The 18,368-nt window shown below is 69.9% G+C and carries 15 protein-coding genes, 1 tRNA gene and 2 pseudogenes; 6 read left to right on the top strand and 12 right to left on the bottom strand.

The window, feature by feature from the left end; genetic code table 11:
* A pseudogene (locus U9R90_RS32945) lies at window positions 1-308 on the bottom strand (SPFH domain-containing protein); the annotation flags it as partial.
* A 166-nt stretch (window positions 309-474) separates the two neighbouring features.
* On the bottom strand, window positions 475-1,746 hold the full coding sequence (locus U9R90_RS32940) for a peptidoglycan-binding protein (RefSeq protein WP_411060761.1): 1,272 nt from the start codon (window positions 1,744-1,746) through the stop codon (window positions 475-477).
* 296 nt (window positions 1,747-2,042) lie between these two features.
* Between U9R90_RS32940 and U9R90_RS32935 the strand changes: the two genes are divergently transcribed.
* From U9R90_RS32935 to U9R90_RS32925, 3 genes are all read left to right on the top strand, one after another.
* A tRNA-Lys gene (locus tag U9R90_RS32935) sits at window positions 2,043-2,116 on the top strand.
* A 348-nt stretch (window positions 2,117-2,464) separates the two neighbouring features.
* Window positions 2,465-4,429 carry a glycosyltransferase family 2 protein gene (locus U9R90_RS32930; protein WP_411060759.1) on the top strand — a complete coding sequence of 655 codons (1,965 nt, stop codon included), beginning with the start codon at window positions 2,465-2,467 and terminating at the stop codon, window positions 4,427-4,429.
* The gene (locus U9R90_RS32925) at window positions 4,426-6,366 is read left to right on the top strand and encodes a galactose oxidase-like domain-containing protein (RefSeq protein ID WP_411060757.1); all 1,941 of its coding nucleotides are present in this window, start codon (window positions 4,426-4,428) and stop codon (window positions 6,364-6,366) included. The genes U9R90_RS32930 and U9R90_RS32925 overlap by 4 nt, the downstream gene beginning before the upstream one ends.
* Window positions 6,367-6,469: 103 nt before the next feature.
* Here the strand turns inward: U9R90_RS32925 and U9R90_RS32920 are convergent, their stop codons facing one another.
* The 6 genes from U9R90_RS32920 to U9R90_RS32895 all read right to left on the bottom strand — a co-directional run bounded on the left by U9R90_RS32920 (window position 6,470) and on the right by U9R90_RS32895 (window position 12,466).
* Window positions 6,470-7,522 carry a glycoside hydrolase family 6 protein gene (locus U9R90_RS32920; RefSeq protein ID WP_411060756.1) on the bottom strand — a complete coding sequence of 351 codons (1,053 nt, stop codon included), beginning with the start codon at window positions 7,520-7,522 and terminating at the stop codon, window positions 6,470-6,472.
* Between the two features lie 414 nt (window positions 7,523-7,936).
* Complete coding sequence (locus U9R90_RS32915; protein WP_411060755.1) at window positions 7,937-8,599, bottom strand: class F sortase; 663 nt, start codon at window positions 8,597-8,599, stop codon at window positions 7,937-7,939.
* A gap of 7 nt (window positions 8,600-8,606) precedes the next feature.
* A complete protein-coding gene (locus U9R90_RS32910; protein ID WP_411060754.1) occupies window positions 8,607-9,173 on the bottom strand; it encodes a hypothetical protein in 567 nt (188 codons plus the stop codon).
* 125 nt (window positions 9,174-9,298) lie between these two features.
* Window positions 9,299-10,078: an HAD-IIA family hydrolase gene (locus tag U9R90_RS32905; RefSeq protein WP_411060753.1), complete on the bottom strand. Its 780-nt coding sequence runs from the start codon at window positions 10,076-10,078 to the stop codon at window positions 9,299-9,301.
* 113 nt (window positions 10,079-10,191) lie between these two features.
* Window positions 10,192-11,055 (bottom strand): hypothetical protein, encoded by an 864-nt coding sequence (locus U9R90_RS32900; protein ID WP_411060752.1) that lies wholly within the window; start codon window positions 11,053-11,055, stop codon window positions 10,192-10,194.
* Window positions 11,056-11,176: 121 nt separating this feature from the next.
* Window positions 11,177-12,466 (bottom strand): RNA-guided endonuclease InsQ/TnpB family protein, encoded by a 1,290-nt coding sequence (locus tag U9R90_RS32895; protein ID WP_411060751.1) that lies wholly within the window; start codon window positions 12,464-12,466, stop codon window positions 11,177-11,179.
* 28 nt (window positions 12,467-12,494) lie between these two features.
* Here U9R90_RS32895 and U9R90_RS32890 point away from each other — a divergent pair, with 28 nt between their 5' ends.
* The gene (locus tag U9R90_RS32890; protein ID WP_411060750.1) at window positions 12,495-12,698 is read left to right on the top strand and encodes a YlcI/YnfO family protein; all 204 of its coding nucleotides are present in this window, start codon (window positions 12,495-12,497) and stop codon (window positions 12,696-12,698) included.
* Between the two features lie 112 nt (window positions 12,699-12,810).
* Window positions 12,811-13,802 (top strand): annotated as a pseudogene (locus U9R90_RS32885) (Gfo/Idh/MocA family oxidoreductase).
* Between the two features lie 177 nt (window positions 13,803-13,979).
* Here U9R90_RS32885 and U9R90_RS32880 read toward each other — a convergent pair.
* The 4 genes from U9R90_RS32880 to U9R90_RS32865 form a co-directional block, all read right to left on the bottom strand.
* Entirely contained in the window at window positions 13,980-14,837 is an 858-nt protein-coding gene (locus U9R90_RS32880; RefSeq protein ID WP_411060749.1) for a fumarylacetoacetate hydrolase family protein, read from the bottom strand.
* A gap of 117 nt (window positions 14,838-14,954) precedes the next feature.
* The gene (locus U9R90_RS32875; RefSeq protein ID WP_411060747.1) at window positions 14,955-15,725 is read right to left on the bottom strand and encodes a YidC/Oxa1 family membrane protein insertase; all 771 of its coding nucleotides are present in this window, start codon (window positions 15,723-15,725) and stop codon (window positions 14,955-14,957) included.
* Window positions 15,726-15,848: 123 nt separating this feature from the next.
* On the bottom strand, window positions 15,849-16,187 hold the full coding sequence (locus tag U9R90_RS32870) for a DUF6412 domain-containing protein (RefSeq protein WP_411060746.1): 339 nt from the start codon (window positions 16,185-16,187) through the stop codon (window positions 15,849-15,851).
* Between the two features lie 36 nt (window positions 16,188-16,223).
* The gene (locus U9R90_RS32865) at window positions 16,224-17,063 is read right to left on the bottom strand and encodes a class E sortase (protein ID WP_411061018.1); all 840 of its coding nucleotides are present in this window, start codon (window positions 17,061-17,063) and stop codon (window positions 16,224-16,226) included.
* Window positions 17,064-17,223: 160 nt separating this feature from the next.
* Here U9R90_RS32865 and U9R90_RS32860 point away from each other — a divergent pair, with 160 nt between their 5' ends.
* A complete protein-coding gene (locus U9R90_RS32860; RefSeq protein WP_411060745.1) occupies window positions 17,224-18,243 on the top strand; it encodes an SEC-C metal-binding domain-containing protein in 1,020 nt (339 codons plus the stop codon).
* The last annotated feature ends 125 nt before the right edge of the window (window positions 18,244-18,368 follow it).

Here is an 18,368-nt window from a genome sequence, read left to right as displayed (position 1 = left end):
GCCCCCGGCACCGCGGCCCCGGCCCGCTCGACGATCGCGCCGTCCGTCGGGAGCGCGGGCCGCCCCGGCCCCGGCCGCGGCGGCCGCACGACCTTCGGCTGCTCCCCGGTGCCGCGCCTGCGCCCGACGACGGTCGGCGACAGGGGCAGCTGCACGGGCCCGGTGTCGTCCCGGAAGAGCAGATGAACCGGAATCTCGGTGGTCACCTCGTTCTGGATGAGACGGGGGGTACGCGAAGGGGCCTCCTCGGCCCCCTCGGCCCGCTGAACCCCCTCAGGGTCCTGGGGCTGTTCGGTCGTGGTGCTCATCGATGCCTCCGCCATGCTGTCCATGCCATCCAGGTCGTACGGGATCGTCCGGGTCGTACGGGTTCATCCAGTCCGTGCCGTATGGAGTCCGCCCAGGCCGTGCCGTACGGAGTCGTCGCGGCCGTACGGAGTCGTCCGCGCCGCCGAGCGGGGCGCGGCGGTGGCGTCACGAGAAGAGCCGCCGCCAGGTCTCCGGACCCGGATAGCCGTCCGCCGCGCCGCCGCGCCAGCCCTGGGCGCGCTGGAAAGCCTCCACGTTGCGTCGGTCGGCCTCGCCCCAGCGCGGGCCCGGGCCCTGCCGGTAGTGCTTGCCGAAACCCTTCTTGACCAGTTGCCTGCCGAGCCGCGTGACGTGCGCGTTCGACTGTCCGGGGCGGAACACCGCCCGGCCGGGGAAGGCCGGGGCACTCGTCGAAGGGCCCGCGGGGATGTCCCGCCCCTTGCCGTTGACCAGGAGGCTCCAGGTCGTCGGGCCCGGCAGGCCGTCGGCGTCGCGCCCCGTCCAGCCCTGGGCCCGCTGGAACGCCCGGGTGGCCGCCCGGTCCACCTCGGTCCACACCGGCCCGGGGCCCGATCGGTAGAACCGGCCACCGCCGCGCGCGACCAGCAGCTGCCCGAGCCGGGTCACGGCCGCGCCGCGCGCGCCGGGCCCGAAGGCCGCCGCGCCCGGGAAGCGGTCCCCCTGAGGGCCGGGCGCGGGTGCCGCCAGGGCCTTGTAGCGGTACGCGCGATAGCTCTGCGCATGGCTCCAGTAGGCATAGGGAGTGGCCTGTCTGCGTGCGTGCGGCCGCGCCTGTTCATAGGCGATGTAGTGGCCTCGCGTGTAATCCGTCCAGCCGCCGAAAATCGTCACATGCGAGCCCTTCACCGGGTCGGCCCGATTGTGGAAGAGCAGAATGTCGCCGGGCTGCAGCTCGTCACGCCCAATGGGCACGGCGTGCTTCTCCAGCGTTCCGGTCCATTCGTTGCGGCCGAGATTCCAGGCCATCGAGACAAAGCCCGAGCAGTCCTGCCGGTAGCCGTCCTTCCAGTACTTCTCCAGGCTGTACGGCACCTTCGCCGCGACCCACAGCTTGGCCCGGTTGATGATCTCCGCCCGGGTGATCGTGCGCGCCGCGGCGGCCCCCGCGGGCTTGCCCGTGGTGCCGTGCAGCGCGCTCTGGCCGCCCTGCGGATGGGTGTCGGGATCGTCCGCCGCCGCCCGCCCCGACCTCCCCTGACCGTGCTCGGCCAGCGCCCCGGCCGGCACCGTGTGCCCCGTGGAGAGCACGGTTCCCGCCATCGCGGCCAGGACCAGCGCACGGCGCGCGCCATGGGCCGCGGGATGGCCGCCGTACCGCTGTGGAATTCTCGCCGTACGCCGCAGCCAGACACATCCGGCACAGGCGCATCCGCCCGCGGGATCGAATTCCTCGAACACCGGAAGACCTGCCGCCATGCGATTCTCCTCACACCCCAGGAAGAACTCTCCGCGGATCTGCACGGTCGTTAGTTTCTCAACTGTCCACCGGTATCGCATGTTGACGGTCCGAATGCTGTACGTGTCGGACCGGTACGCCTCAGGCCGCGACCGCCCTGGTCCCGAGCACACCCCGGCATCCGGTAGAGTTCTCCAGGTCAGCAGGCGCCGCTAGCTCAGTTGGTTAGAGCAGCTGACTCTTAATCAGCGGGGTCAGCAGGCGCCGCTAGCTCAGTTGGTTAGAGCAGCTGACTCTTAATCAGCGGGGTCAGCAGGCGCCGCTAGCTCAGTTGGTTAGAGCAGCTGACTCTTAATCAGCGGGTCCGGGGTTCGAGTCCCTGGCGGCGCACAGACGCAGCTGACTCTTAATCAGCGGGTCCGGGGTTCGAGTCCCTGGCGGCGCACAGACAGGAAAGGCCCTCCGCCGAGCGGGGGGCCTTATCCGTTGCTCCCGTCCGCTCACCCTTGCGATCATGATGTAGGTCGTAGAACCCTGGGTCGGTTGCAAGTTGGTTAAAGGGTGGGGACCCCGTTTCACGAACGGATGCCGAGGCGGGCATCATGCAACCGGAAGGTCGCCGTTCCATGTCTTAGGGACTGAGACCTGCCACTGATGCGCCTGTGAAAGTCGAGGGGGACCGTAACGGGCGGAAGGACCAACGGACACGCGAGCGATCGCGTGTGGGGGAGATGACTCATGACGTCGACGCCGCCTGGCGCCCGGCACAACGACCCGTCGGAGACGACCCAGCTGCGGGTGCCACAGAACCGGACGGGCGGTTTCCGGCGCATCAAGAAGACGCTGCCCCGGTACGACTACGAGCACTACAGCCGACTGGCGGGGCCCCTCACGCAGCCCGACCGTGACAAGCCGTACCAGGTCCAGTACCGCTCGCTGCTCTCTCAGGAGCCGCACCGCATCCGCGCCGCCCTGATGCTCTGCGCGGCTCCGCTGGTCTCCCTGGTCCTGCTGGCCTGGCTGCTGCAGCCCAGCCACTGGACCGAGCGCGAGAACCCGGCGTACGACTTCCTGCCCGCGCTCGACATCGTGATGCTCGTATCGATCGGCCTGATCGAGCTCTTCCGCTGTATGAACGTGGTCTCCAACGCGCACGCCACGCTGGTCGCCCGCGACCCGATCCCGGTGGTGCCCGAGACCGGCACCAGAGTCGCCTTCCTCACCTCCTTCGTGCCCGGCAAGGAGCCGCTGGAGATGGTGACGAAGACCCTGGAGGCCGCGGTCAAGATCCGCCACCGCGGCCTGATGCATGTCTGGCTCCTGGACGAGGGCGACGACCCCGCGGTCAAGGAGGTCTGTGCCCGGCTCGGCGTGCACCACTTCTCCCGTAAGGGCGTGGCGAAGTGGAACCAGGCCAAGGGCCCGCACCGCGCCAAGACCAAGCACGGCAACTACAACGCCTGGCTGGACGCGCACGGTGACGACTACGAGTACTTCGCCTCCGTCGACACCGACCACATACCCCTGCCCAACTACCTGGAGCGGATGCTCGGCTTCTTCCGCGACCCGGACGTCGGCTTCGTCATCGGCCCGCAGGTCTACGGCAACTACGACAACTTCATCACCAAGGCCGCCGAGTCCCAGCAGTTCCTCTTCCACGCCCTGATCCAGCGGGCCGGCAACCGCTACGGCTCCCCGATGTTCGTCGGCACCTCCAACGCCGTCCGCATCAAGGCGCTCAAGCAGATCGGCGGCCTGTACGACTCGATCACCGAGGACATGGCCACGGGCTTCGAGATCCACCGCGCCAAGAACCCCGTGACGGGCAGGAAGTGGCGCTCGGTCTACACGCCCGACGTACTCGCGGTCGGCGAGGGCCCGAACGCCTGGACGGACTTCTTCACCCAGCAGCTGCGCTGGTCCCGAGGCACGTACGAGACGATCCTCAAGCAGTACTGGAAGGGCTGGTACTCGCTGCCGCCCGGCAAGCTGTTCAACTACACGATGATGATCATCTTCTACCCGATGTCGGCCCTGAACTGGATCCTCGCGGCGCTCAGCTGTGTGCTGTTCCTGGGCCTGGGCGCATCGGGTGTGAGCATCGACCCGACGATCTGGCTGATGCTGTACGGCAACGCCTCGGCGCTCCAGATCGGCCTCTACATCTGGAACCGCCGCCACAACGTCTCCCCGCACGAGCCCGAGGGCTCCGGCGGCGTGGCCGGCATGATGATGTCCGCGCTGTCCGCGCCGGTCTACGCACGCTCCCTGATGGACGCCGTACTGCGCCTCAAGAGCGGCTTCGTGGTCACCCCGAAGGGCGACTCGGCCAGCCCGGACACCCTCTTCGGCACGTTCCGGATCCACCTCTTCTTCATCGTGGTCTTCGCGGGCTCCGCCGTCGTGTCCTTCTTCTTCGGCAACGACCACCCCGCGATGATCACCTGGGCGTCGCTCGCCCTGCTGATCACGGCCGCGCCGATCTTCATCTGGCGCTGGGGCATGCGCCAGGACAAGAAGAAGCGCCAGGCCCAGCCGCCGGGCGCGGGACCGGCTCCGGCCGAGCCGGCCCCGTATCCCCCGGCCGCGGTGCCGCCGCAGGACCCGGCGCCCGGACCAGGCGCGCACGCCCCGGAGCACAAGCCCAGCTGGGCAGCGAACGACCAGACCATGCAGATTTCCCTTGGGGGACGTAAGAAATGAAAGACGGTTCCAGCCGCCGCCGTGCACGCCGCATAGCGATAGGCGCGGCGGTGGTGCTCGCGCTGGCCGGGATGAACGGGCCCGCCCTGTGGCGCTTCGGCTCCGACCAGTACCACGACTACAAGATCAACAGGCCGGAGTACAAGGCCGACAACGGCAAGTGGGACATCGTCGACATCCCGGACCAGTACCGGCTGAACACGATCCACTCGGCCCTGCTGCACACGGGGAAGGTGCTGCTGGTCGCGGGCTCCGGCAACAACGCGAAGAACTTCGACGCGAAGAAGTTCGACACGGTGCTCTGGGACCCGGTCAAGAACACCTTCAAGAAGATCGACACGCCGAACGACCTCTTCTGCACGGGCCACACCCAGCTGCCCGACGGCAAGCTCCTGGTCGCGGGCGGCACCAAGCGGTACGAGACGCTTGAGGGCGATGTCACCAAGGCCGGCGGCCTGATGATCGTCCACAACGAGAACCCGGACAAGCCGATCACCCTGCCGGCCGGGACGAAGTTCACGGGCAAGGAGAACGGCAAGACGTTCGTCTCCCAGGACTCGATCGTCATCGAGCGCGCGAAGAAGCAGTTCGACAAGGAGACCGGCAAGTTCCTGGGCAACAAGCCGGGCGTCAAGCGCGTCTACGTCGAGGCCGCGAAGAGCGGCAAGAAGTACGAGACGGGCACCGAGGACAACTACAAGGTCGACAGCCTCAAGGGCGCGGACGCCAAGAACACCTACGGCATCGCCCAGAAGCTCGCCCTGGACAAGAAGGACTTCCAGGGCATCGACGACGCCTACGAGTTCGACCCGGTCGCCGAGAAGTACATCAAGGTCGACCCGATGAACGAGTCGCGCTGGTACCCGACCCTGACCACCCTCTCGGACGGCAGGATCCTCGCCCTGTCCGGCCTGGACGACATCGGCCAGATCGTCCCCGGCGACCGCAACGAGGCGTACGACCCGAAGACCAAGAAGTGGGAGTACGTCAAGCAGAAGCGGCAGTTCCCGACGTATCCCGCAGTCTTCCAACTGCCCAGCGGCAAGCTGTTCTACTCGGGCGCCAACGCCGGATACGGCCCCGCGGACGTCGGCCGCGAGCCCGGCCTGTGGGACTTCAAGAGCAACAAGTTCGAGAAGATCCCCGGCCTGAGCGACCCGAAGCTGATGGAGACCGCGGGCACGGTCATGCTGCCGCCCGCCCAGGACGAGCGGTTCATGGTGATCGGCGGCGGTGGCGTCGGCGAGTCGGAGAAGTCCAGTAAGAAGACCCGGATCGTCGACCTGAAGGACGACAACCCGAAGTTCGAGGACGGTCCCGAGCTCGGCAAGGGCACCCGCTACCCGCAGTCCTCCGTACTGCCCAACGACAGCGTGCTGGTCACCGGCGGCTCCCAGGACTACCGCGGCCGCGGCGACTCGAACATCCATGAGGCGCGGATCTACGACCCGGGCAGCAACACCTTCGGCCAGGTCGCCGACCCGCTGGTGGGCCGCAACTACCACTCGGGCTCGCTGCTGCTTCCGGACGGCCGCGTCGTGGTCTTCGGCTCGGACTCGCTCTTCGCGGACAAGGCCAACACCAAGCCCGGCAAGTTCGAGCAGCGCATCGAGATCTACACCCCGCCGTACAACTACCAGGGCTCCAAGCCGACGCTCAGCGGCGGCCCGGAGTCCATCAAGCGGGGCGGCACGGCCACCTTCAAGTCGCAGCACGCCGCGTCCATCAGGAAGGCCCGCCTGATCAAGCCGAGCGCCACGACGCATGTCACCGACGTCGACCAGCGGTCCATCGAGCTGGACCTGAAGAAGACCGCTGACGGCGTCGAGGTCACGGTGCCGAAGAACAAGGACCTGGTGCAGCCCGGCTGGTACATGCTGTTCGTCGTGGACGACCAGGGTGTGCCGAGCGAGGCGGTCTGGGTGGAGATCCCCTAGCGACCCGGTTTCCGCCGCTTTCCCAGGCGTTCCTACGTGAGTGAGGGCGCCCCCTGCGTCAGGGGGCGCCCTCACTCACGTACCGCTGCTGGTTGCCGGTCCGCTACTTGCTGGCCTTGACGAGGTCCAGCGCGTACTCGGGCCACCACTCGCCCGCCTTCGGGCCGCCCTTGCACTCGCCGTCGGACTCGCCCGGACGCTTGACCCACAGATAGGCGTCCACCCGCTCGTCACCGGTGTTGGTGGTGGGCGTCTCGCCGAGCGCACGGCCCGGCGGGTTGCACCAGCGCTCGCCGGGGTCGCCCTCGGTGTAGGGGCCGTTGCCGTTGCGGCTGGTGTCGATGACGAACGGCTTGTTGCCGATCTTCTCCGAGAGCTTCTTGCCGAACGCGATGCTGTCCTTGGTGGAGTAGAAGTTCGAGACGTTCACCGAGAAACCGTCGGCGTTCTCGACGCCCGACCACGTCAGCGGCTCGTACAGCGAGTCGGGCGAGCCCCAGCCCGCGTTCCCCGCGTCCAGGTACACCTTGGTGTTCGGCAGCGACTTGAGCTTCTTGATGGCGCCCTTGAGCGCTTCGTAGCGCTCCTTGTGGAACTCGCCCGGCGTGCAGTCGTCCACCAGGTGCAGCACGGCGTCCGGTTCCAGGATGACCGTGGCCGGCCGGTCCTCGATGCCCCCCGCGATCTGGTCGATCCAGGAGGCGTACTCCTTGCCGTCGGCGGCGCCACCGCCGGAGTACTGCCCGCAGTCGCGGTGCGGGATGTTGTAGAGCACGAGCAGCGCGTCCCGGTCGGCCTTCTGCGCGGCCTCGGTGATCTCGCGGGTCTCCCCCTTGACGTCGCCGTCGGTGCGGATCCAGTTGCCGACCGGCTGCTCGGCGATCTTCCTGATCAGGTCGGCGTCCTTGTCCTTGCCGTCCCGTACGTAGTCGGCGACCGCGCCGGCGGCCTTGCTCTCGGGATTGACCCAGTACGGGTCCTCACCCTTGGGCTGCTGCTTGACGGGCGGATTCGCCTGGTCCTTGTCCTTGCCCTCGCCAGATCCTCCGGAGGAAGAACATCCGGACAGCAGCAGCGCCGCCCCCACGGCACCTGCTCCCGCCATCACCCCCCAGCGTGCGGACCTGCGCTTACGGCGGCTGTCACGGCCGTACATCCACTCCCCCTCGGGTGCACTGTCTGAATCCCAATCCTGGCATACGCGCCGCACCTGCCCCAGAGTTGCCCATCTCTGGCCCGGCTTCGTGCGCGACCTGTTACACCGCGCCCCTCCGGCACATCGGGTCACCGCGCCGTGACTTGGCGTTAATTGACCTCTAGGCCGGGGCGCTCTTCCGTTCTAGAGTGAGGTCAACGGCCCCAGCCCCCGGCCGGGTTGACGAGGCGCGCGGTCGCGAACGTCGACTCACACAAGTCCACTGAACCTCCCGTGCCGGCGCCGGGTTCCTCCCGCAGCCCGAGCGCGCGCGGTGGAGGACCGACCCGGCCGACGGCTTTGGGGGGAGCGGGCTGTCGGCCGGGTCAGGGCGGGATTTGCCGAAGCTATTCCCGTCCGGCGCTGCTTTGGGCGCTATTTCTCGCCGGTGAGATACGCGGAGACCACCACATTGGCGGTGTAGCTGCGCTTGGCCCGGTCGAAGGTGCCGCCGCAGGTGATCAGCCGGAGCTCCGCGCGGCCCGCCTTCCGCTCTCCGTAGGCCTTACGGGCGTCGAAGCCGTCCCTCGGGAGCACCAGGACGTCCTCGACGGTGAACTCCGCGAGGGAGCCGTCGGCGCGGGCGACCCGGATCTGCTCGCCGGGGCGCAGCGTGCTCAGGTCGTAGAAGACGGCGGGCCTGGACTCGGTGTCCACATGGCCGACCAGCAGCGCGGTGCCCTGGGCGCCGGGCTGCGTGCCGGCCGCGTACCAGCCGACGACACCGGCCTGGTCGTACGGGGGCGGGTCCACCGCCCCGTCAGCATCCAGACCGCGCCGCACCACGGGCGCCTGGACGCCCATCGCGGGGATGTCGAGGCGCTGCGGCCGAGCGGCGGGCAGCGGCTTGTGCGCGGCCGGGAGCCGCACGTCGAGTGGCCGCCCGACCGCCGCGACGTCCCCGGTGGCCGGGGCCGCGTAGCCGCCGGGCACGTCGGTCAGCTCCCGTCCCCACAGCCACAGCCCGACCAGCAGCACGGCCCAGGCCACCCCGGCCAGCAGCCGGCCCGAGCCCCGCCCGTTCTCCGCGTCCGCCATCGGTCCGCTACCGGGGGCGGCGTCGACGCCGTACCAGGCCCGCCACCACGAGAGCGGCCGCGCCGCCGAACAGGGCGCCGAACAGGGCGTACCCGGTGCCGGTGCTCTGACCTTCGGCGGCGGACACGGTGTCGGCCGTGTCATCGGCGGTACCGCCCCCGCCCGCCCTTATCGGCGCGGTGGGCGACGGCTTGTCCGGCGACGGCTTGCTCTGGACGACCTCAAGCTCGCCCTTGACCTTGCCGTCCTTGCCGTCGCAGTTCACGGTGACCTCGTACGTGCCCGGGCTCACGGTCGACCGGATCATCGCTTCCCCGGACAGCGGAAAGCCCTTCCCGTCCCGCCCGGTCAGATCCGCCTCGGCGACGAAGGCCTCGGACTTCGCGACCCCCGTCGTCCCGTCACACCCCGCCGCCTGCAGCTCGACCTCGCTGCCCGGCGTCGCCTTCGCCGGGGAGACCTTGACACTCCCGGCGTCGGCGGCCAGCACCGCTGTGGGCATCAGCCCCACACCACCGGCCGCGACGGCGGCACAGAGCGCGAGCGTAAGGCGGTTTCGTCCGGTTGGGCGCATGGTGGGAACCTCCTGATACTCCGAAGGTTCCTGCGCCCGGTGCCGGGCCGCATGCGCTGCGGGCCACGTGTAGGCCATCCGGGTGTACGGACGGCCTGCCCACGGCCCGCGGCGGTCGTGCTGGATCAGACGCGTTCGACCAGGTCAGCGATCGAGTTCACGACGCGGGACGGCCGGAACGGGTACTTGTCGATCTCTTCGGGCGTGGTCAGCCCGGTGAGCACCAGATAGGTCTTCATCCCGGCCTCAAGCCCGGCCAGCACATCGGTGTCCATCCGGTCGCCGATCATCGCGCTGGTCTCCGAGTGCGCGCCGATCGCGTTCAGCCCGGTCCGCATCATCAGCGGATTGGGCTTGCCCGCGAAGTACGGCTCCTTGCCGCTCGCCTTGGTGATCAGCGCGGCCACCGAGCCCGTGGCGGGCAGCGGGCCCTCCAGGCTGGGGCCGGTCTCGTCCGGATTGGTGCAGATGAACCGGGCGCCGTTCTTGATCAGCCGGACCGCCTTGGTCATGGCCTCGAAGCTGTAGGTCCGGGTCTCGCCCAACACCACGTAGTCGGGCTCCGCGTCGGTCAGCACATAGCCGATGTCGTGCAGCGCCGTGGTCAGCCCCGCCTCGCCGATGACGTACGCCGTGCCGCCGGGGCGCTGGTCGTCGAGGAACTTCGCGGTGGCCAGCGCGGAGGTCCAGATGTTCTCGACGGGCACGTCGAGTCCCATCCGCTTCAGCCGCGCGTGCAGGTCACGGGCGGTGTAGATGGAGTTGTTGGTCAGTACGAGGAAGGGCTTGCCGGACTCGCGCAGCCGCTTGAGGAAGGCGTCGGCGCCGGGAATCGGAACGCCCTCGTGGATGAGCACTCCGTCCATGTCCGTGAGCCAGGATTCGATCGGCTTGCGCTCTCCCACTGGACTGTTCTCCGCTCTGCGTGGCCGAACTTCGACGCTGTCACCCTAACCGGGGAGTGCGGTGGCGGGCCCCGCTGTCCACCGCACTTCTCACCAGGTGACCACAGGCTGGTTCAGCACCTGGCGAGGCGCCGGGCCCGTACGACCAGGACGCCGCCACCGACGAGGAACGCGCCGACGATGGCCCAGAGCCCGAGCGGCGAGCTGCCCGCGCCCGTGTCCGCGAGCTCGGTTGGCGGGTGTGCCGCGCCCGACAGGGAGTCGCGGCGGTCGTCACCGTCCGGGGCGTCGTCCTCGGGGTCGGCGATGGCGAACTCGTAGGCCTCGGACTGGCCGACCCAGTCGCCGTCGTCGTCGCGCCGCTGGATCAGCGCCGCGTGGGCCACGACCTGGTGGGGCCGGGTAGCCGGGGCGAACGCGAGGCGCACCGGGACGTCGACCGTCTCGCCGGGCGCGATGGTGAAGCCGGGGAAGCCGTCGTCGAAGACGCCGATGTTCTCGTCCCGGTCGGTGTGTTCGAAGGTCACCGGCCGCCAGCGATCGCGCTCGCGGAACTCCAGCTTCGGCTGCCGGGGGCCCAGGGTGCGCTCCTCGTCGACGAGTACGAGGATCGGGTGGATGTTGTCGCAGGCGGCGTCGGTGGTGTTGGTCAGCGCGACGGTCCAGTTCCGGGCGGCCTCGCCTGGGTGGTACGTGTCCGGGCCGCTCTCGATGCTGGTGGTGACGGGGAAACCGCCGCCCTGTGCGGTGAGGCACTCCGCCGCGGGCTGCCCGACAAGACCGCCACCGTCAGCGGCGGCGACCGGTGCTACGGGGACGAGGGCGGCGGTGAGACAGAGGACGAGGGCGCTGCACAGTCGCATACAGGGAAGGCCTTTGCTGGTCGCGGGACGGGCGCCGTTCGTGATGCCCGAGACCCTGCCACGCGTGGGTGTGCCGTTGCCGTACGCCATGACCTCGTTCGGCCGATTGGACACGGAATCCACCACTATCAACGTATTTCTGCCGTACGCCGTTTGGTGGGGGCCAGCCGCTTGGTACGGGCCTCCCGCCACCGCTGCCGAGCTGCGCACCTGCTTAATTGACATCCTCCCCCTCTCAAAAGAGGGGGATTCCAACCCAGGTGGGTTGAGGTTCACGAGCGCTCGAACGGCTTGTGGCCGCTGTCACCCCTCCGGCACCGGCTGAGCGCCGGAGGCGGGGAATCCCGCCCTGTCCTGCCGCGACGTTGTGGGCCGAGTTCTCGTCAGCGTTACAGGCGAACCCGCAGGACACACAGACGAACTCGGCTTGGCTCTTGCGCGAGTTCTTCTCGATCCATCCGCAGGCGGAGCACCGCTGGGAGGTGTACGGGGCCGGGACATCCTCGACCCGGCCGGGGGCCTTGTGCTCGGTGCGCTGACGGAGCAAGCCCCACCCTTGGGCGAGGATCGCCCGGTTCAGCCCGGCCTTCTGCCTGACCTGCTTGCCGGGCTGCTCGATCGTCCCCTTGGCCGAGCGGGTCATGGTCTGGATGTTCAGCTTCTCGAACCGGATCAGGTCAAAGGTCCGGGCGAGCATGGTGCTGGTCTTCTCGCACCAGTCCTTCCGCCGGTTCGCCTCGCAGGCCTTGAGCTTGGCCGCCTTGGCGTACTCGGCCCGCTTCTGCTCACTGCCCCTGGGCGCACGGGCAGCCCGGCGCTCGTGCTTGCGGATCTGAGCCCGCTCACGAGTGGTGAGCTGCGGGCAGTTCAGCTTCCGGCCGTCCGACAGCGCCGCGGTGATCTTCACACCCCGGTCAATGCCGACGACCTCGCCCGTGCCCGGCGCGCCAATCGGTTCGGGGATAGCCGCGAACGCGATGTGCCACTGGCCGTTCTTGAAGGTGACGCGGAACGTCTTCGCGTTCGGCAGCCCGGCGCGGGTGAGGCGGAAACGGACCCAGCCGCAACCAGGGATCTTGACCTGCGCCCATCGGCGGTTGAGCTTGTGCACCACCACAGACCGGCCCATGACCTGCTTGCCAGTCTTCGTGTTGAGCTTCGCCGTGCCGTCCTGGTTGAACTCCGGCACGCGGTCTGTGCCGATGACCCGGAAGCCCTCGTGCCGGTACTTCTTCCGCCAGGTCGGCTCACCGAACCCAGAGGTGAAGCAGGCGTTCTTGGCCTTGGCGAAGTCCTTCAGCGCCTGCTGCTGTACATCGGCATTCCCTGAGCCGAGCCACTCGTTCTCGCGCCGGGCCTCGGTGAGCTGACGGCACTGCTCGGCGAACCCGGGCGCGGATCTCCGGCCCTGCTGCCAGTGCGCATGCTGCTCCACCGCCAGGTTCCACACGTACCGGGCGTGCGCGCAGTGTTCGAGCATGATGCCCGCCTGCTCGCTCGTCGGATACACACGGAAACGTGACATGGGACCATTTTAGCTCAACAATGGTCCCATGAAGCATGTGAACCTGAGACTCCCCGACGATCTGCATGAGCAGGCCAGGGCCGCCGCCGAGGCTGACGACCGCTCCCTGAACTCGTGGCTTGTGTCGCTCGTACGCCGCGCCGTCGAGCCGGGCGGGACACCGAATCGCCCTGCCGACGATTCGAATTCTCCTGCCCCGCTGCGCGGGAGTGGGCGTTCACCCCGGCCCTAAGGACAGGCGCCGTCAAAGCCTGGTGGACCGTATGAGTGCCGCATCCCTCAGCCCCGCCTCCGGCTCCGTGCCGGAAGGGCCGGGCGCCCTACCCGAAAACTTGGTGGACCGCATGAGTGCTGTTTCCCCCGCCCCGTCCCCGCTCCGTGTCGGCCTGATCGGCTACGGCCTGGCGGGCTCCGTCTTCCACGCGCCGCTGATCGCCGCGACCGAGGGGCTGGAGCTCGACACCGTCGTCACGTCGAACCCGGAGCGGCAGGCCCAGGCGCGGGCCGAGCACAGCGACGCACTGCGCTGCGTCGCCTCGCCCGACGAGCTGTGGGACCGGGCCGACGCGCTCGACCTGGTGGTCATCGCCTCCCCGAACAAGACCCATGTGCCGCTGGCCCAGGCCGCGCTCAAGGCGGGACTCGCGGTCGTGGTGGACAAGCCGCTGGCCGGTACGGCGGCCGAGGCGCGGCAGCTCGGGGCACTCGCGGAGGAGCGCGGGCTGCTGCTGTCCGTCTTCCAGAACCGGCGCTGGGACAACGACTTCCGCACCCTGCGCAAGCTGCTCGCCGACGGTGAGCTCGGCGACGTACAGCGCTTCGAGTCGCGGTTCGAGCGGTGGCGGCCGCAGCCCAAGGGCGGCTGGCGCGAGTCGGGCGACCCGGAGGAGATCGGCGGACTGCTGTTCGACCTGGGCAGCCATGTGGTCGACCAGGCGCTGGTGCTCTTCGGCCCGGCCGCGTCCGTCTACGCCGAGGCGGACGTACGTCGCCCGGGCGCCGAGGCCGACGACGACACCTTCATCGCGATCACACACACCTCGGGCGTCCGCTCGCATCTGTATGTCTCCGCTACGACGGCGCAGCTCGGGCCGCGTTTCCGGGTGCTGGGTTCGCGGGCGGGGTACGTCAAGTACGGGCTCGACCCGCAGGAGGCGGAGCTGCGCGAGGGCGGGCGGCCGGGCGAGGGCTGGGGCCTGGAGCCGGANCGGCGGTCGCGGCGGCCCTGCGCGACGGGGCGCCGAACCCGGTCACGGCGGCGGAGGCGTCGGCGACGCTGGAGGTCCTGGAGGCGGCGCGGGAGTCGGCGGGCGCGGGGGTGACGGTCAGGCTCTGAGCGGGGTGAGGTGTCGGGGCGGGGGCGATTTCCTCGCCCCACCTGAGCGGGGGCACCGCCCCGACCACGCAGGGCCGGGGGGCGGCACCCCGACCACTCAGCGCGGGGCGGCGCCCTGACCACTCAGGGCGGGACGGCGCCCCCACCACTCAGGACGGGGGCGCCACCCCGACACCATCACGCCTGCTTGAGCTCCTGGCGCTGGCGTCCAAGACCCTCGATCTCCAGCTCCACCACGTCACCGTCCCGCAGGAACGGCTTCGGCTCGGGCTGTCCCTGGGCCACGCCCGCGGGCGTACCGGTGTTGATGACATCGCCCGGGTACAGCGTCATGAACTGACTGACATAGCGGACGACTTCCGCGACCGGGAAGATCTGGTCGCCGGTGTTCCCGTCCTGCTTCAGCTCGCCGTTGACCCAGAGCTTCAGCGGAAGCGCCTGCGGGTCGGGTATCTCGTCGGCGGTCACCAGCCACGGGCCCAGCGGGTTGAACGTCTCGCAGTTCTTCCCCTTGTCCCAGGTGCCGCCGCGCTCGATCTGCCACTCCCGCTCGGACACGTCGTTGGCCACCGCGTACCCGGCGACATGCGCGAGCGCCTCTTCGGCCGATTCCAGGTAGCGGGCGGTGCGCCCGATGACGACGGCGAGCTCGACCTCCCAGTCGGTCTTCACGGACCTACGGGGTACGAGCACGGTGTCGTTCGGGCCGACGACCGTGTCCGGGGCCTTGAAGAAGACGATCGGCTCGGCCGGGGTGGCCGCGCCGGTCTCGGCCGCGTGGTCGTGGTAGTTCAGCCCGATGCACACCACCTTGCCGATCCGGCCGAGCGGCGGGCCGATCCGCAGCCCTTCGGCGTCGAGCGCGGGCAGCGTGCCCGCGGCGGCGGCCTCCCGGATCCGGGCCAGCGCCGACGCGTCGGACAGCAGCTCCCCGTCGATCTCGGGAACCAGCGCCGACAGGTCACGCAGGACACCGTCCTGGTCGAGCAGCGCCGGGCGCTCAGCCCCCACCACTCCGACTCGCAGCAACTTCATTGTTCACACTCCCCTGCTCACCACTGGGGCCGATGGGGTGCGGCCATCGGAGGGTGGTTTGGCAGATCCTCCAGGTTGGCTGTCCACTCCGCAAGACCCCGTTCAGATAGCGGACCCTCAGCCGCGCGGAGCGACCGCCACGCCCCCACCCGGAATGTCCCGGTAGAGGATGGCTCGCTCGACGGCGCTCCAGGTGGTGCTGGTCACCACGTACAGCGCGGCCGCGAGCGGCACGACCGCGACGGTGACCAGCGTCAGGAAGGACATCAGGGGCAGCGCCTTGGCCATCGCGGCGGGCATTCCCGGCGCGCCGGGCGCGGTGGGCGCGGCGGGCATGGCCTCTGTGGCCGCGAGCTGCGTCTTCGTCCGCCGGTATGTGAACGTCGCCACGGCCGCGACCAGCGCGAACAGCACCAGGTACACGACACCGGGACCGCCCAGCGCTCCGCCGTCCGCGAGCGCGTCGGGCCAGCGGCCGCCGAGCGGGGCGGCGAGGAGGGAGTGCCCGAGCAGGGCGTTCGGCTCGCCGCCCAGCTCCGTACGGGAGAACAGCTGGTACATCAGCAGGAACGCCGGCAGCTGCAGCAGACTCGGCAGACACCCGGCGAGCGGCGACACCTTCTCCCTGGCATGCAGCTCCATGACCGCCTTCCGCAGCCGCTCGGGGTTCTTGGCGTGCTTCTCGCGGAGCGCGGCGAGCTGCGGCGCGAGCTGGGCGCGGGCGCGCTGGCCACGGGCGGCGGAGCGGGACAGCGGGTGCACGGCCAGGCGTACGGCCAGGGTGAACAGGACGATCGCGGCGGCGGCCGCGGAGGTGTGGAAAGCGGGCTGCAACAGGTCGGCGAGGCGCGCGACCAGGTCGGCGAAGCCGCTCAGGAAAACGGACATGGGGGAGCCCTCCGGGGGTCTCGTCGTGCCGGGTGAGAACGGATCGGCATGACGACCGCGGGGGGGAGCTGGGCGTAGCAGTACGTACTGCTGTCTGCTGTCTGCTACCTGCTGTGAAGTCCCCTACGCGGGCGTCGGGACGAGGCGCCCCGGAGCTCGGGGACGGGTGCGCCCGGAGGCATCGGGATCGCGCTGCGACAGGAAGGCGGTACGCCGCTCACGGTCACGCAGGGCCGTACGTACCCACGCCGAGGGCACCAGGGGCACACAGCGCGAGGCGATGACGGCGCAGGCGACGAGCGCGGCGCCGGCCGCGGCGGTGGCGGCGAGGGCGACGGCGGCGGAGAGCGGGCCACCGTCGGCTACGAGTACCTGGGAGAGGAGGAAGAGCAGCAGGGCAGCGACCATGGGCCGCAGCGCCTTCGAGCGATCCAGCACGAGCGCCCCCTCCCTTTTCCCCATCGCTCCCCATCAGGTGCGTCCACCGTACAGGGACCGCTACCGAGGCGTTACGGACTTCAACTTCCCCCACACCACCAGCCGGTACTTGGACGAGTACTCGGGGGTGCAGGTGGTGAGCGTGAGGTAGTACCCGGGCTCGCGGTACCCGTACCCGGACTTCACCTCGCTGCGTGGGATGTCCGCGATGACGCTCCCGTCGCGAGGCAGAGTCTGCGGCAGGGTGCGGTCGACGGCGTACGCGTACACCGCCTCCCTGGTCTCGACCGTCAGCCGGTCTCCGGGCTTGAGGCGGTTGATGTACCGGAAGGGCTCGCCGTGGGTGTTCCGGTGCCCGGCGAGGGCGAAGTTCCCGGCGCGGCCGGGCTGCGCGGTCCCCGGGTAGTGGCCGGCGTACCCCTTGTTCAGGACGTTGGCCTTGCTGACGCCTTCGGCGACGGGGACGCGGAGGCCGAGACGGGGGATGGCGAGGACGGCGTAGGCCTGGTCCCAGCGGGGAGCGGGCGGGTCGGCCTGGGCCCCGGAGCGGCTCTCGCGCGGGACGGGTGTGTCGCCTGCGGAGGAAGAGGCGCCCCCGCCGGGGGCCGGGGACGACATCACCTCCCTTGAGGAACCGGGCTCCGAGGAACCGGGCTCCGAGGAACCAGACCCCGAAGAGAGACCCCCACCGGCCGAGGAGGGCAGCACCCCCTCCCACTGCCTCTCCAGAGCCCTGACCTGCCGCGCGGCCCCTTCCTGAGCCTCCCGGTTGGTCCACCACACCTGATGGACCACAAGGAGCAACAGCACCACACCCACCGTGACCGCGGCCTCGGCCCCACTCCAGAGCCCTCGCGCCCACCACACCGAACGTCGCCGCGGCGCGGCGCCCCGCGCCACCACCACCGGAACCCGCTCGCGCCCGCGCACGCCCGCTCCCTCCACCGGCGGGCACGATAAACGCTGCCTCCGCAAGTAACCAGGCCCACAACCCCAAGCTCTGCCCCGGGTCCGGAACGATCCTGCACTCAATCGCACCCACCGCAGTACGGTGTCTCCCATGCGCCCCGACACGCCTGCCGACCACACAGCCGAAGCCGAGCGCCTGCTACGCACTGCGGCGCAGTACCCCGAGGACGCCGAGCATCTCCTGCTCCAGGCGGCCGCCCACTTTGAGCTGGCCGGTGAGCGCGAGAGGGCCAGCACGCTCTACGACGACCTGCTGGCCCGCCCGGCCGAGGCGACCCGCGACGCCTCGCTGATCCGCGCCCTGAAGGCCTCGAACCTCTGGGAGTACGGCCACGAGGCGGAGGCCCGCGCGATCATCGACGGCCTGCGCTCGACGGCGCCCCGCTCCCCCGCCCCTTGGGTGATCATCGCCGAGTCCCTGGAGTCCCACGACGAACTCCAGACGGCCCACGAGGTGTTCACGGAGGCCGCCACGCTCCTGATCACCACCCCCACGCCCGCCAACCGCCCCGCGCGCGAAACGCACCCGCTGCTCTACGGCCGCCACCGGGTACGCCGCCTGCTGGGCATCGAGCACGACGGCTGGGACGCCCTGGCGGACGAGGTCCACCCGTCCCCCATCTCCCTGGACGAACTCCACGACCCCAAACGCCTGTGGTCCCTGGGCTCCGAGAACCCCGCCGAACTCCGCGCCGAGATCGCCCGCCTCCGCGCCGAACTCGGCACCTACCGCGAGGCCCTCTCGCGCCCCTTCCCGGTAGCGGTCCTGCACTGGCCCTCAACCGAACTGGCGGAACTCCTCACCGCCTACCCGGCCCTCACCACCGAGTACCCCTCACACGAGGAGCACCTGGCGACCATAGAGTCCTCCCTCCGCGAACTGGCCGCATCCGGCACCCCCAACCTCGGCATCGTCACCGCCACGGTCCCCTCCTACGAGGCCTTCGCCGCCTCGGAGTCCGCGTCCCCGTCGGACCCGGACCTGCTCCCGCAGTACGCGACGACCCTGGCGGCCCGGGGCCGGGCGGTGGCCTGGCCGCCGGAGGGGGAGTGCTGGTGCGGGTCGGGCCAGTCATACGTCGACTGCCACGGGCAACCCGAGGCACAGTAGCCCCCAGACCGCCCTCCAGACTCACCGCCCGCCCGATGTGGCACCAGGAAGGTTCCATGCTGCCTATACCGCTCAGCCACAAATGTCGCCGGAGTGAAATCCATGACGAGTACGGCGGGAACAGG

The organism is Streptomyces sp. E11-3 (assembly GCF_046540415.1).
Lineage (GTDB): Bacteria > Actinomycetota > Actinomycetes > Streptomycetales > Streptomycetaceae > Streptomyces.
Note: the sequence above shows the minus strand (reverse complement) of the source record. Positions and strands in the feature narration are given on the sequence as shown.

What these genes read in the sequence shown, in the direction of transcription:
- U9R90_RS32940 (WP_411060761.1), bottom strand. Translation starts at nt 1,746, where the DNA reads ATGGCGGCAGGTCTTCCGGTGTTCGAGGAATTCGATCCCGCGGGCGGA.
- U9R90_RS32930 (WP_411060759.1), top strand. Translation starts at nt 2,465, where the DNA reads ATGACGTCGACGCCGCCTGGCGCCCGGCACAACGACCCGTCGGAGACG.
- U9R90_RS32925 (WP_411060757.1), top strand. Translation starts at nt 4,426, where the DNA reads ATGAAAGACGGTTCCAGCCGCCGCCGTGCACGCCGCATAGCGATAGGC.
- U9R90_RS32920 (WP_411060756.1), bottom strand. Translation starts at nt 7,522, where the DNA reads ATGTACGGCCGTGACAGCCGCCGTAAGCGCAGGTCCGCACGCTGGGGG.
- U9R90_RS32915 (WP_411060755.1), bottom strand. Translation starts at nt 8,599, where the DNA reads ATGGCGGACGCGGAGAACGGGCGGGGCTCGGGCCGGCTGCTGGCCGGG.
- U9R90_RS32910 (WP_411060754.1), bottom strand. Translation starts at nt 9,173, where the DNA reads ATGCGCCCAACCGGACGAAACCGCCTTACGCTCGCGCTCTGTGCCGCC.
- U9R90_RS32895 (WP_411060751.1), bottom strand. Translation starts at nt 12,466, where the DNA reads ATGTCACGTTTCCGTGTGTATCCGACGAGCGAGCAGGCGGGCATCATG.
- U9R90_RS32890 (WP_411060750.1), top strand. Translation starts at nt 12,495, where the DNA reads ATGAAGCATGTGAACCTGAGACTCCCCGACGATCTGCATGAGCAGGCC.
- U9R90_RS32880 (WP_411060749.1), bottom strand. Translation starts at nt 14,837, where the DNA reads ATGAAGTTGCTGCGAGTCGGAGTGGTGGGGGCTGAGCGCCCGGCGCTG.
- U9R90_RS32875 (WP_411060747.1), bottom strand. Translation starts at nt 15,725, where the DNA reads ATGTCCGTTTTCCTGAGCGGCTTCGCCGACCTGGTCGCGCGCCTCGCC.
- U9R90_RS32870 (WP_411060746.1), bottom strand. Translation starts at nt 16,187, where the DNA reads ATGGGGAAAAGGGAGGGGGCGCTCGTGCTGGATCGCTCGAAGGCGCTG.
- U9R90_RS32860 (WP_411060745.1), top strand. Translation starts at nt 17,224, where the DNA reads ATGCGCCCCGACACGCCTGCCGACCACACAGCCGAAGCCGAGCGCCTG.